The sequence below is a fragment of the Citrobacter sp. CK206 genome, assembly GCF_030333125.1.
Taxonomy (GTDB): Bacteria; Pseudomonadota; Gammaproteobacteria; order Enterobacterales; family Enterobacteriaceae; genus Citrobacter_B; species Citrobacter_B koseri.
In genome coordinates this window covers 386,472-399,687 of the sequence record NZ_JAOWGM010000029.1, presented here as the reverse complement: position 1 = coordinate 399,687, position 13,216 = coordinate 386,472, and the positions used below count along the sequence as shown (strand labels likewise).

Annotated in this window: 13 protein-coding genes; 10 read left to right on the top strand and 3 right to left on the bottom strand. The window is 54.6% G+C overall.

The features are described 5' to 3' along the window. The first annotated feature begins 71 nt into the window (after nucleotides 1-71). The 4 genes from OGX81_RS16895 to OGX81_RS16880 all read left to right on the top strand — a co-directional run bounded on the left by OGX81_RS16895 (nucleotide 72) and on the right by OGX81_RS16880 (nucleotide 4,593). A complete protein-coding gene (locus OGX81_RS16895) occupies nucleotides 72-512 on the top strand; it encodes a DUF2946 domain-containing protein (protein WP_232103865.1) in 441 nt (146 codons plus the stop codon). 83 nt (nucleotides 513-595) lie between these two features. Next, nucleotides 596-2,650, top strand: coding sequence for a TonB-dependent copper receptor (locus tag OGX81_RS16890; protein ID WP_104868820.1), 2,055 nt, complete (start codon nucleotides 596-598; stop codon nucleotides 2,648-2,650). A gap of 164 nt (nucleotides 2,651-2,814) precedes the next feature. Further along, complete coding sequence (locus OGX81_RS16885) at nucleotides 2,815-3,393, top strand: PhoP regulatory network YrbL family protein (RefSeq protein WP_104868819.1); 579 nt, start codon at nucleotides 2,815-2,817, stop codon at nucleotides 3,391-3,393. Nucleotides 3,394-3,486: 93 nt separating this feature from the next. Beyond that, on the top strand, nucleotides 3,487-4,593 hold the full coding sequence (locus tag OGX81_RS16880) for an acyltransferase family protein (RefSeq protein WP_012132941.1): 1,107 nt from the start codon (nucleotides 3,487-3,489) through the stop codon (nucleotides 4,591-4,593). 55 nt (nucleotides 4,594-4,648) lie between these two features. Here OGX81_RS16880 and OGX81_RS16875 read toward each other — a convergent pair whose 3' ends face one another. Genes OGX81_RS16875 through OGX81_RS16865 form a run of 3 tightly spaced genes read right to left on the bottom strand, consistent with a single transcriptional unit; the run spans nucleotide 4,649 to nucleotide 7,358 of the window. Beyond that, the gene (locus OGX81_RS16875; protein WP_047457694.1) at nucleotides 4,649-5,515 is read right to left on the bottom strand and encodes an ABC transporter permease; all 867 of its coding nucleotides are present in this window, start codon (nucleotides 5,513-5,515) and stop codon (nucleotides 4,649-4,651) included. Continuing rightward, the gene (locus OGX81_RS16870) at nucleotides 5,487-6,329 is read right to left on the bottom strand and encodes an ABC transporter ATP-binding protein (RefSeq protein WP_058668979.1); all 843 of its coding nucleotides are present in this window, start codon (nucleotides 6,327-6,329) and stop codon (nucleotides 5,487-5,489) included. Before OGX81_RS16870 ends, OGX81_RS16875 begins: the two co-directional genes overlap by 29 nt. A 21-nt stretch (nucleotides 6,330-6,350) precedes the next feature. After that, the gene (locus tag OGX81_RS16865) at nucleotides 6,351-7,358 is read right to left on the bottom strand and encodes an ABC transporter substrate-binding protein (RefSeq protein ID WP_012132938.1); all 1,008 of its coding nucleotides are present in this window, start codon (nucleotides 7,356-7,358) and stop codon (nucleotides 6,351-6,353) included. A 242-nt stretch (nucleotides 7,359-7,600) separates the two neighbouring features. Between OGX81_RS16865 and OGX81_RS16860 the strand changes: the two genes are divergently transcribed. From OGX81_RS16860 to OGX81_RS16835, 6 genes are all read left to right on the top strand, one after another. Then, on the top strand, nucleotides 7,601-8,623 hold the full coding sequence (locus OGX81_RS16860) for a malate/lactate/ureidoglycolate dehydrogenase (RefSeq protein ID WP_104868818.1): 1,023 nt from the start codon (nucleotides 7,601-7,603) through the stop codon (nucleotides 8,621-8,623). A gap of 253 nt (nucleotides 8,624-8,876) precedes the next feature. Then, nucleotides 8,877-9,890, top strand: a complete 1,014-nt coding sequence (gene cuyA / locus OGX81_RS16855; RefSeq protein ID WP_012132934.1) for a D-cysteate sulfo-lyase — start codon at nucleotides 8,877-8,879, stop codon at nucleotides 9,888-9,890. Further along, nucleotides 9,887-10,606, top strand: a complete 720-nt coding sequence (gene cuyB, locus OGX81_RS16850) for a cysteate racemase (RefSeq protein ID WP_104868817.1) — start codon at nucleotides 9,887-9,889, stop codon at nucleotides 10,604-10,606. Before cuyA ends, cuyB begins: the two co-directional genes overlap by 4 nt. A 28-nt stretch (nucleotides 10,607-10,634) precedes the next feature. Then, nucleotides 10,635-11,642, top strand: a complete 1,008-nt coding sequence (locus tag OGX81_RS16845) for a taurine ABC transporter substrate-binding protein (RefSeq protein ID WP_049009338.1) — start codon at nucleotides 10,635-10,637, stop codon at nucleotides 11,640-11,642. Beyond that, the gene (locus OGX81_RS16840) at nucleotides 11,639-12,409 is read left to right on the top strand and encodes an ABC transporter permease (RefSeq protein ID WP_058668982.1); all 771 of its coding nucleotides are present in this window, start codon (nucleotides 11,639-11,641) and stop codon (nucleotides 12,407-12,409) included. The genes OGX81_RS16845 and OGX81_RS16840 overlap by 4 nt, the downstream gene beginning before the upstream one ends. Then, nucleotides 12,409-13,185, top strand: a complete 777-nt coding sequence (locus OGX81_RS16835) for an ABC transporter ATP-binding protein (RefSeq protein ID WP_047457671.1) — start codon at nucleotides 12,409-12,411, stop codon at nucleotides 13,183-13,185. Before OGX81_RS16840 ends, OGX81_RS16835 begins: the two co-directional genes overlap by 1 nt. Nucleotides 13,186-13,216: the final 31 nt, after the last annotated feature.

Sequence of the window (13,216 nt, the reverse complement as noted above, 5' to 3'; positions counted from 1 at the left end):
TGTAATTAGTTGTGATATTGCGAATGTAAATCAGTTACAATCTGGCAAACACCTCAACTCCGGGTAACGTTTTGCACGGGCGAACGCGAATCAACCGAATAACAGCATGGCTGGCATTATTTGCCGTCGCCATGTTGTTTATTGCGCCCGTTATTTCAAAATCAATTGCCCGCCAGGCCGACTGTGAGCACTCGTCGCACTCAATGGTGATGATGTCGTCAGGCTTGCACCATGACATGGCGGCTTCTGCGCCGTGTCAGACTTCTCTTTCGGTCGCTCACCAGATGATGTCCAGCAAAGCGATGTCGCCCGTGGAAGAGATCGTCTGCGGGTACTGCCAGTTGCTGGTACATCTGCCGTTTGTCCAGTTTGCGCTGGTGTTCTTGCTCTGGCTGTTGCTGCTGTTTGTTATCTGTTGTTCGGTACGGCCATTACACCTTTCCGTTATCTTCCGCCCGTGGGCGCCTCAGCGTGCTCGCGCGCCGCCTGCTGTATTTCCGTTTTCGTTTTAAACAATAAAAAACAGACATTGCGTAGCGTTTTGCCCTTTTGACGGGCAATGCGTCGTTGCGCCTGAAAAACAGTAAGGAATGTTATGAAACGGCAATACTTCGGGCTTACTCCTCTGGCCTCTCTGGTTCTGATCGCGCTGACCGCAAAGGCGGCGTGGGCAAGCGAACAGCACGATCATGCAAAAATGGCGGATGATTCGGTAATGATTGTGACCGCGCCGGTCGCTTCTCCGCTGGAAATCGTCACGTCGCCAAAAACGCCTCGTCAGCCCGTTCCCGCCAGCGATGGCTCTGATTATCTGAAAACGATCCCTGGGTTCTCGCAAATTCGCAATGGCGGGACAAACGGCGATCCGGTCTTTCGCGGGATGTTTGGCTCTCGTCTGCGAATTTTGACCGATAACGGCGAAATGCCGGGAGCCTGCCCGGCACGTATGGATGCGCCGAGTTCTTATATCTCCCCGGAAAGTTTTGATGTGCTGACCCTGATAAAGGGGCCGGAAACCGTGCTCTGGGGGCCGGGCAACTCTGCGGGAACCCTCCGCTTTGACCGGGAACAGCCGCGTTTTGTTAAACCCGGTATTCAGGGGACGGCCAGCGTCCTTGCCGCCTCGAATAACCGCTGGGATGAAAATGCGGACATCAGCCTGGGAAGTGAGGACGGCTATTTGCGGCTTATCGGCAACAAATCCCGGGCGGGTGACTACAAAGATGGCAATGGCGACCGCGTGCCGTCGAAATGGGATAAATGGAACGGCGATATGGCGCTGGGCTGGACGCCAGACAAAGACACGCTGCTGGAAATGACGGCGGGTAAGGGCGACGGTGAAGCCCGCTATGCCGGGCGCAGTATGGACGGTTCCCGGTTCAGGCGTGAAAGCCTGGGGATGCGGTTTGAGAAATCCGGCATCGGCGAGGTATTTGATAAGTTAGAAGCGAATATCTACTACAACTATGCGAATCACGTTATGGATAACTACTCGCTGCGCGCTCCCGGCATGAATATGTCAGGAAGCATGGGTTCGGCGATGGGTTCGGCAATGGAACACGGTTCTGCCATGCATTCGATGAGTATGCCAATGGCAATGCAGCTGGATCGCCGTACCGTTGGCGGGCGGATGATGGGAACGTGGTTGTGGTCAGACTATGAGTTACGCAGCGGCGTTGATACGCAACTGAGCACGCATCGCAGTAAAGACGATGACCGCTGGGACAAAGACGCCCGTTTTCACGACTATGGTTTATTCAGTGAATTGACCTGGCTTGCGACGGAGCAAAGCAAAGTGACAGGCGGCGCGCGTCTTGATCGCGTGCTGGTGGACAATTTCACTGACACCGGCTCCTCGCAGCGCACGGATCTACTACCGGCCGGGTTTGTGCGCGTTGAGCATAACCTGACGGAGATGCCCGTGATGTTTTACGCGGGGATAGGCTATACCGAGCGTTTCCCCGACTACTGGGAGCTTTTTTCTCCCACCTATGGCCCTGGCGGGTCGGCAGATGTTTTCGATAACGTCAAAACGGAAAAGACGACTCAGCTTGATATTGGCGCGCAGTATACCGGTAAGCGTCTTAACGGCTGGGTTTCTGCCTATATTGGCCGGGTTAATGATTTTATTCTGTTCCGTTACGACCCTCATCATCCCCGTATAAGTCAGGTTGATAACGTCAATGCGACCATCATGGGGGGAGAAGCGGGCATCGGCTATCAATTGACCGAAACATGGAAAACCGATGCCAGCCTTGCTTATTCCTGGGGGCGAAATACCGACGACCATCAGCCATTGCCGCAGATTCCGCCGCTTGAAGCGCGCCTGGGTCTGACATGGGAACGCGGCGACTGGAGCAGTACCGGTCTGCTGCGTCTGGTCAGCAGCCAGCATCGCGTCGCAATTAACGAAGGGAACGTCGTGGGTAAAGATTTTGATAGCAGCGCGGGGTTCGCCATCTTCTCCGCGAATGCGGCCTACCGGCTGAACAAGTCTGTGAAACTCAGCGCGGGCGTTGATAATCTGTTTGATAAAGCTTACAGCGAACATCTGAACCTTGCCGGTAACAGCAGCTTTGGTTACTCCGCGAATACGTCAGTGAATGAACCGGGAAGAACATTCTGGGGAAAAGTGAACGTGACGTTTTGATAGCCTTCCGGCGGACGTGAACCGTCCGCCGACTTCATGACTCATTGACCTGCCGTTTAGGTTATTAACATTAAACTGTCTCGGCTGTAACCAGGATATGACGTAACGCCATCTCTTCGTTTGCATGGGCCAGTCTGTTTTTTTCTTTTATGAGTCAACACTGTATGAAAAAGCTTACCTTGACCGAAAATGATTTACTGGCCAGAGGGAACGATCGTTACGTCTTTCAGCATCCGCACAATCATCAACTACTGATCAAAGTCGTCATCCCGAGCATTCCCAAATATAAAAGTAAGCTTCGTGAAGTCTATCGGGACGTCAGAGAGTGCAAGCCGCGCGACGAAACTGACTCGCTCTTCATCCAGAAAATTGAAGGGCTAGTGGAGACAGATAAAGGGATTGGGCAGGTTATCGTCAAAGAGCATGACCAACAGGGCAACATTGCCAGAACATTGTATGACCTTGCAAAGCACAACGAACTGGACGCGGAGAAATTCAGTAAGCTCAACGCTTTTTTAGCGTGGTTTATTCATACAGACGTCATTATCAACTCGCTGCATTGCAAAAATATTGTTTATGCCTGGGATGATGCTCGTCAGGAGTACCGCTTCAAAGTTATTGACGGCTTTGGGGATAAGACGCTCTTTCAACTGAGCAAGTTCTGGAGCGTTATACGGGATAAAAACAAACTTAAGTGCCTCAGAAGGATGCTGAGGGATCTGCAAAGTATCACGCAAGCGTAATCTACACGTTATCCTTGAACAGGCCTGGTCATTTTCCCAGTATGCAACCGGACCTTTGTCATGTTGTCTGCTGGCTTGTTAACAAGAAAGAGTATGCAAACAACACGTAATTATTTTTTTGATATTCTCCGCATTCTGGCTGTACTGCTGGTTGTTACTTCGCATTACAGCTACATGTTCGATACCAGTACCGTGTTGACGTTCCCGCGCGAATACCTGACCGGAGGAATAGGGCGGCTGGGCGTCTCTTTCTTCTTCATGATATCTGGCGCGCTGGCTTACCTGTCGCTGCGTAAATACTCTGTGCAGGAGTATTACCTGAAACGCGTCTATTCGATCCTGCTTCCCTACAACATCGCTTATTTCTCAATGGCGATCCTGTTCCTCATCCTGAGCGTGTTTTTCCTCTATCCCGGCAATCCGCTGGCTGACGTGCTCGCCGGGAAGCGTGCATTTCACTCGCTGCTGCCTTCCGTTCTCGGGTTTGACCATTATCTGCACGGTGTCTACGACATCAATACCGCATACTTCACCGGAGAGTGGTTTATTGGCTGTATTATCCTGCTGTACGCCGTTTCTCCGGTGATCTACTGGGCCATTGTCCGTTTTCCGGTCTGTACGATGCTGGCGGCGGTCGTCGTTACGCTACTGGCATATGATAAAAGCATCGTGAACCCTTACTGGTCAGCACAGGTTCGGGTGAGTGATTTTACCTTCGGGATGCTGTTCATACACTTTCAGCCGTGGTTCACGCGCTACCGTCTTCAGGCGGCGTCAGTCAGCCTGCTGCTGGTGGTGACCGGGGTGATTGTGGCGCATATCGATCAGCTACCGGTTCGGGAAGTGCTGTTTCCTCTGAAACCCTCAAGCCTGCTGTTTGCTGCGGCCTTCCTCTTCATTCTGCTGGCGGGATACCCGCTGATTCATCCTCTGTTTAATCTGGATCGCTTCCGGCAGGGGTTATCCAGCCTGGCGTCGCGGGCCTACATTATTATGCTGTTGCAGCATGTGGTGGTGATATTTGTCAGCGCCAATATCGATATGTCGGTACTGAATGCGACCCAGGCGGTGATGCTGTATTTTGGGATTCTGATTTGCATCGAAAGGCTGTCGTCTTTCATGAAACCGCTATCGGTAAAGTGTGAGCAGGTCTTGATCGCCAGAACGCCGTGGCTACGTGAAAAGCAAAAAGGGAACTAAGACCATTTCGCGCTAAGCCGGACAACGTCCGGCTGCAAAGAACGCGGGGGAGGGGTTAACGCTGCATCCCCCAGCGTTTCACCGTGATCTTTTCCAGACTGGCGAATACCACGCCTTCCACCAGCAGGCCAATCGCGATTACCGTTAACAGTCCTGCAAATACCCGGTCGGTGAACAGCTCATTGCGATTCTGGAAGATATACCAGCCCAGGCCTCCTTCGCCGCTGGACGCGCCAAATACCAGTTCGGCGGCAATCAGCGTGCGCCAGGCGAACGCCCAGCCGATCTTGAGCCCGGACAGGATAGCGGGCAACGATGCCGGAATAAGAATCGTGATCACATAGCGTGGCCCGCTGAGGCCGTAGTTGCGCCCCGCCATGCGTAGCGTTTCCGGTACGCTGCTAAAGCCGGACCAGGTATTCAGCGCGATTGGCCACATCACTGAATGTATCAGCACAAATATCAGGCTGGCATTCCCCAGACCAAACCACAGCAAAGCCAGCGGCAGCAGCGCAATTGCCGGCAGCGGATTTAGCATCGCGGTTAATGTGCTGAGCAGATCGCGGCCAAACTGGGTGGTCACGGCCAGCGCGCTGGCAATCAGCGCCAGCGCACTGCCTGCCAGATACCCTTTCAACAGGGTACTGAGTGAGTTGACGATTTTTTCCGGCAGTTCGCCATTGCGCATGTCTTCGCTAAACGCCTGCAACGTCTGAAGTACTCCGGGCAACATCAGATCGTTTTGCTGGATGCGCGCGGCGATCTCCCATAGTGCCAGCACCAGGGCGACAATCAGACACTTGCGCAGCCACGTCTGATTCCACAGGCGCTGGCTTAAAGGTAGCGGCGTTTCCACCGGCAGATTGCGCAGCGGCGGTAATTCGCGTTCGAATTCAGGACGAATGTACGGTGGCTGGGACATACTCTGGCTCCTCGCCGGATGAGTGAGACGGACTGTTCCCGATTGTCGGGAATAACAGACGGTGAATATGACGCGCAGCGTGCTGAAACGCCTCGCTGCCGAAATCATTAAGCGTGAACTGATGACAGTTAAGCTCCGCCCTGACGCGCCCTGGATGCGGCGAAAGCACCAGGATACGGCTGCCCACCACCAGCGCCTCTTCAATCGAATGGGTGACGAACAGCAGGGTAAAGCGCTCTTCTTCCCAGAGCGCAAGCAGTTCCTCCTGCATTGTGCGTCGGGTCAGCGCATCCAGCGCGGCAAAGGGCTCGTCCATCAGCAGGATGCGTGGTTTCATCGCCAGCGCCCGCGCAATGGCGACGCGCTGCTTCATCCCGCCGGAGAGCATATGGGGCATAGCGTCGGCAAATTCTGCCAGCCCAACTTTGTGGAGAAAATGCAGCGCCGTCTCTTTTGCTTGTGAACGACTGGCTTTCCGGCTGGCCAGCAGAGGAAACATGACGTTTTCCAGCACGGTTTTCCACGGCGGCAGTTGGTCAAACTCCTGGAATACCATCATGCGTTCCGGGCCGGGAGCGCTAACCGGCGTTCCCGCAAGCGAAATGTGGCCGCTGCGCGGGGCGAGAAAACCGCCTGTGGCTTTCAACAGGCTTGATTTCCCGCAGCCTGACGGCCCAAGCAAAATAAAGCGGTCGCCAGGCCAGACATCAAAACTGACATCATGCGTCGCGCGCACTTGCCGTTCACGGGTACGGTATTCAATATCAACATTGCTGACCTGTAGCAGCGGGCCGTCGATTTGCTGAGTGACCATCAGAGCCTCCGGTGTCGCGGTTTAACTGCCTGGGTTTTCCCATGCTTCGTTAAAGAAATAGTCTTTCCAGGAGTCGGCCTTATTTTTCAGTACGCCAAGCTCATGGAGTTTTTCGGCATATACGCCAGTACGCTCAGGGAAAACCGTAAAGCTGATTTCTGGATCGTTAACAATTTTTTGTACCAGCGGTAAGGGCAGCCGTGATTTCTCGACGCGAATATACGTTTCGGCAGCCGCATTTTTGTCACGGTTAATGATATTTGCGGCTTCACTGAGGGCGCGATAAAACGCTTTATAGGTTTTTGGGTTTTCATCATGGAATTTCTGGGTGGTATAGAGAACATTAAATGTCGCCTGCCCACCCAGCACATCATAGGAACTGAGCACTTTATGCACGTTGCTGTGCTCCAGCGCCTGATACTGAAACGGCGGGCTGGAAAAATGCGTGGTAATTTCCGAGCCACCGGCAATTAAGGCCGCGCTGGCGTCCGGGTGCGGTAAACTGACGCTAATTTTATCGAAGCGTTTGAAGTCCTGGTCGCCATATAATTTCGCCGTCTCGATTTGTAATGTACGAGACTGAAAACCGACCCCAGCCGCCGGAACGGCAATACGGTCTTTTTCGGTCAGATCTTTAATGCTTTTTACCGCCGGGTTATTACTCAATAAATAATTGGGCATCGATCCCAGCGAGGCTATCGCTTTCACATTTTGCTTACCTTTGGTGCGATCCCATAGGGTGAGTACCGGGGGAACTCCTGCTGACGCAACGTCCAGAGCGCCAGAGAGCAACGCTTCATTCATCCCGGTTGCGCCTGAAATCGTGCGCCACTCTACCTTGATATCCAGCCCCTCTTTTTGCCCCTCTTTTTCGATAAGCTGCTGGTCTCGCACCACATCAAGAATTAAATAACCGATGCCAAATTGCTGCGCGATACTAATGTTCCCTTCCGCAAATGCCGACTGGCTGACTCCGCCAAGGGCGGAAAACGCCAGCGTCCAGGCAAATACCCTGTTTCTTTTATTCATATCTGTTCCCCAGAAAGGTGTTTCTCAGCAAAAAATCATGGGCAGAGGCGAGAGGGAAAGGAAATGATTTAAATGGCAATGAATATCAGGAAAATGAATAACGATATTCATGGCGTGTTAGTTAATAAGCGGAAAAGCTTAGTTATTATTCATGGTTATGTAACAAATACATCCTCGCTATAGTCGGACTCACCTCTTTAATAGCCCTTGCCATTGCAGGGGCAATGTCCGTGAGTAGAATCATGCCATTATTTTCACATCATCACTTACGTTCGCTTTTAAAACGCCATCTGGTACGGGCGGGTACGGGATCTGATATCGCGCAAAAAGTAGCGGATAACCTGGTCGAATCCTCATTAAAAGGCCACGACTCGCATGGTGTGACCCTGTTGCCTCGCTATATTCGGGCCATTCTGGCGGGAGATTTGAACCCTGGCGCCACGCTGACCACCTTGTCTGATGCCGGGCCGATTGTCTCTTTTGATGGGGGACATGGCTTCGGCCAGGCGTTGGGTGAACAGGCCATGAGCGTGGGTATTGAGCGTGTGCGCCAGTTTGGGGTAGCAATAATTGGTTTGTCTAATACCCACCATCTCGGGCGGATCGGCGCATGGGCAGAGCAGGTGGCGAGCGCCGGGCTGGTCTCGATCCATTTTGCTAACGTGGCGGCGCCGTCGGCCGTGTTGCCGTTCGATGGGCTACGCGCCAGGCTTGGTACAAACCCCTTTTGCGTGGGTGTACCGCTACAGAACCGCCCTCCGGTTATCCTTGATTTCGCGACCAGCGCCATTGCGGGCAATAAAGCGCGCATCGCCTGGAATGAAGGGCGCGCCATCCCGGCAGGATGCGCTGTAGATGCGAACGGGCAATCCACGACCGACCCTGCCGTATTAATGACTGAGCCGCTCGGCGCTTTGCTGCCTTTTGGCGGCCATAAAGGCGCGGGATTGTCGCTAATATGTAGCTTACTTGGCGCTGCGCTGACCGGCGGCGAGACCGAAAGCCAGCAGATTCCGCCGCGTGCCGGAATCATCAACAATATGCTGTCGATTCTATTTGACCCCGCGCGGTTGGGTGCGGAGGAACATTACTCACAGGCGCTGTTAGCGCAGGTGGACTGGGTTCGTAGCGGGCAGGAAGGGCACGATGTGCAGATCCCCGGAGAACCGGAATTGCGCGCGTATGCCCGACGCCAGGAAGAGGGCATCTGGATTGATGACGTCAGCTGGCAGGCGTTTGTCACCCTGGAAGCATTAAATACCTGAGCGTGCCTGCGCACCAAAAGACATATTTGGTTATTTGTTTAAACGGATCGGCATGATGGTCAGTTAATGAATGCTGGCGAATAAATAAAGCGATCGTTTTTTGTTTTATCTTTTTTCCTCATATCCATAGCTGAAAAACTTGGTAAGCCGCGAGTGAGAAAATCAATATAGTCATTCTTATATTCCACGAACCTTTCTTACTCTCGCTGCCGAATTTTAATGTGCGGCGTCGTTATTCTTTACAGGAGTTATTATGCATCTGGCGCGTTTTCCCCGGCTTCATTTTGGCCATTTCCCGACTCCACTGGAGCCCCTCACTCAACTTTCACGCTTGCTGGGGGGGCCAAATATCTGGATAAAACGAGACGATTGCACCGGCCTTGCCACTGGCGGCAATAAAACCCGCAAACTTGAGTTTTTGCTCGGCGACGCCCAGGCGAAACAGGCGGATATTATCATTACCCAGGGCGCCACGCAGTCTAACCATGTGCGTCAGACCGTCGCGGCGGCGGCCAGACTGGGTCTGGAAGCGCATATTTTTCTCGAACAACGCGTCACGACGCTGGGTGATGAGTATCAGCAATCCGGCAATGTGCTGCTGGACGGTTTGCTCGGCGGCAAAATTATTGCCCATTTGCCCGGCGGTACGGATATGCAGCAGGCAATGGAGCATCATGCGGAAAGCCTGCGTGCGCAGGGCCATACCCCTTATGTCATCCCCGGTGGCGGTTCGAACGCAATCGGGGCGCTGGGTTACGTATCCTGCGCGGAAGAGTTGCTTTGGCAGTCCAGCCAGTTACGGCTGCGTATCGATCATATCGTCCATGCCACCGGCAGCGCAGGCACGCAGGCTGGCCTGATTGCGGGTTTAACCGCCACGCACAGCGGCATTCCTCTCCTCGGGATTAGCGTACGCGCCCCGCGTGATAAACAGGAACACAACGTCTGGCGTCTGGCGCAGCAGACCCGGGAACTGCTCGGCGTGCCGGGTGAATTGCCGCGTGAGGCGGTGGTCGCCAACAGTGATTATGTGGGCGAAGGCTATGGTCTGCCCACCGAGGGGATGCTTGAAGCGCTGCAACTGCTGGCGCAGCACGAGGGGATTCTGCTCGACCCTGTCTATTCCGGTAAAGGTATGGCCGGATTGATTGATCTGATCCGTCAAGGCCATTTCCGCAAGGATGAGAATGTGGTGTTTATCCATACGGGAGGAAGCGCAGGTCTGTTTGGCTATCGTCAGGTCATCGCAGATTCTTTGTCATCATGAGTACACCTTTTCTGCTGGGGATTCTTGGCGGTATGGGGCCGCTGGCGACGCTTGATTTGATGCATAAATTGCTGCGCGCAACGCCCGCCAGCAGCGATCAACAGCAAATTCCCCATGTGGTGTGGAATGTGCCGCAAATTGCGGATCGCCAACAGGCGCTGGCGGGAACAGGGCCTTCGCCGTTGCCGCAGCTCTTGCTCGGTGTGGAACAGCTGAACCGCGCGGGCGCCAGCCACATTGTGATCGCCTGTAATACGGCGCACCACTGGTATGAGGCGCTGGCGCAGCACAGCGACGCGCCGTTGCTGCATATTGTGGACGCCACGCTGGCGGTATTTGAAGGGAAAGAGAAGCCCCGCCGGGTCGGGCTTATCGCCACGCAGGGCACGCTGGATGCCGGTTGGTTCCAGCACGGTTTCGCCTCTATGGGGATTGAAAGCGTGCAGCCGACGCCAGAGGAGCTACGGCAGTGGTTTGTGCCGGGGTGCTATGCGGTAAAACGCGGCGAACTGCGTACCGGCGGTGAGCTGCTGAGTTTACAGGCTCAGGCATTGCGCGATCGCGGCGCAGAGAGGCTGGTGCTGGCCTGCACGGAAGTGCCGGTTGCGCTGGCGAAGGTGACATCCCCGCATTTAGCCGTGTCGATTGATCCCGCAGAAGCGCTGGCGCAACAGTGTGCCCGGTTATGGCTAACGCAGCGCGAAGCATGGCATTAATAACGTTATTATTTAAAGGATAAATTAAATGAAAAAAAGTCTCTGCGTATTACTTGCAGCGGGTGGCCTGTGGGTCAATACCAGCTTTGCCGAAACACCCGCAGAAGTCCGCGTGGCATACAGCGGCGGTTCTCAGGTGCTGATGCTGGCAAAAGCCGATGGTTCTCTGGATAACGCTTTACACAGCAAGGTCAAATGGGTGCAATTTGCGTCCGGTGCGGACGCGTTAAATTATTTTGCCAGCAACGCGATTGATATTGCCAATTTCGGCTCCAGCCCGGCAACGGCAGGCATTGTCAGAAAACTGCCGGTGGAGATTGTCGGCGTCTCCGGGGTGATTGCCAGCTACGAGCGTTTAATTGGTAAAGACGGCATTACCCGTATTAACGATATTGAAGGTAAACGCGTAGCCTATCCGCCAAACTCGACGGCGCAATATGCGCTTGAAGCCGCCATTAGCGTTAACCATCTCGATCGCAGCAAAATAACCTTATTGCCGCTGCGTCCGGCGGAAATGGTCGCGGCCTGGAAACGCGGCGATATCGACGCGGGCTATGTCTGGGCGCCGTTTGCTCAGGAACTTGAAGCCTCCGGCGGGCATCAGGTATTCGCGACCAAAGATCTGCAAAAGGACGGCTACCTGATTTACAACAACTACGTCGTGCGTAAAGCCTTTGCCGAGCAGTATCCGCAAACCGTCAGCGCGTTCCTGCGCGTTCATCAGGAAAAAGTTGATGAGTTTAAGAAAGACCCGGAACGCGCGGCGGCGATTGTGGCGAAAGAGGTGGGCGCGCCGGTGACGACTGCCGTGAATACGTTGGGTGGGCTGGAATACCCAACCCTGACGCAGCAGGGTACGGCGGACTGGCTTGGCAATGGAACCCAGACGACTGACAGCGGTATTGGTAAAGCGCTGACCAAAACCTCTGACTTCCTGGCGGGGATTGGCGAGATCCGCAAACGTGATATCCCGGCGAACTGGGACAGCGCCATTAACTCCCGCTACATCCGTGACGCGGCGGTAGCAGCGCAATGAGATTGAGTTATCACATCGCCATCAGCGTCGTTTCGGTGGCTATTTTCTTTATCGTCTGGCAAGTGGCGACGATGCGGCAATGGGTGGACCCGCTGCTGCTGCCGTCGCTACAGGATATCGGTCTGACAACCGAAGAGCTGTTGGCTGATGGTTATCGTCAGGTGCCGTTGTGGGAGCATGTCGCAGTCAGCCTGGCCCGGGCCCTAAGCGCTTTTTCTGTGGCAATTCTCATCGGCATCCCCCTGGGGTTGCTGATGGGGTTGTCGGAAGGTCTGGCGGCGGTACTGAATCCGTTCGTGCAGTTTTTGCGCCCGCTACCCAAGATTGCGCTTATTCCGCTGGCGGTCGTCTGGCTGGGGATCGGTGAGGCGTCGAAGTTCTTTCTGATCTTCATCGCCACCTTCCTGAGCGTGGTCGTGGGGGCATCTGCTGCGGTCGATCGTATTGGTCGCTCGCGTATTCGTGTGGCGCAAACGCTCGGCGCGTCGCGCAAACAGATTTTTCTGCGCGTGGTGTTGCCGGATGCGCTGCCGGAACTGTTTACCACCGTCAGGCTGTCGATAGGGATCGGCTGGACATCGCTCATCGCGGCGGAAATGGTGGCGGCCAGTTCGGGTCTCGGCTGGATGGTGATTAACGCCAGCTCGTATCTGCGAACCGATATCGTGATGCTGGGGATTCTGCTGCTCGGCGGTATCGGCTATTTACTGGATTTATTGCTGCTGGGGCTGCAACGCTTTTTTGTGCCCTGGGCGGGGAAAGAGTAATGAGTGCCATCACACTGGAAAACGTATCGCTCTCTTTTGCGGCAAAACCGCAGCCGTTCACGGTGCTGGACGATATCAGCCTGTCTCTGGAGAAAGGAGAATTTGTTGTACTGCTGGGGCCGTCCGGCTGCGGGAAGTCCACGATCCTGAATCTGGTCGCCGGATTCAACAAGCCGGATCGCGGGCGCGTGGCGGCAGGCGGAAAGACAGTGAAGCTGCCAGGGCCAGACCGGGGAATGATCTTCCAGCAGCCAAATTTGTTTCCCTGGCTGTCGGTACTGGAAAACGTCACCTTTGGCCCACGGCTGGGGAAATACCACAAAAATGAGGTCAACGCCCAGGCGCTGGACTGGCTGACGCGGGTAGGGCTGAAAGGCTTTGAACATCATGCGCCCTGGCAACTCTCCGGCGGGATGAAACAGCGCGTGGCGCTGGCCCGCGCATGGCTGCCGGAGCCGGAGGTGTTGCTACTCGATGAACCGTTCGGCGCGCTGGATGCGCAAACGCGTCTGATGATGCAGGAACTCCTGCGCGATGCCTGGCTTGCTACCGGCACCACGCTGCTGTTTGTGACTCACGACGTAGAAGAGGCGCTGTTCCTGGCCGATCGTATTCTGATTATGTCGGCGAAGCCCGGAAAAATCGTTGAGGAGGTCATCCTGCCTTTTGGCCGCGAACGCGATATCGAAACTCTGGCTGAACACCCGGCTTACAGTGGGATCAAACATCATGTACTGCACCGGGTGCGTCAGGAGGCAAAGCGCCATTTAGGATGAAAACACCGCCAGCGTGGGCGCGTTATTTCTT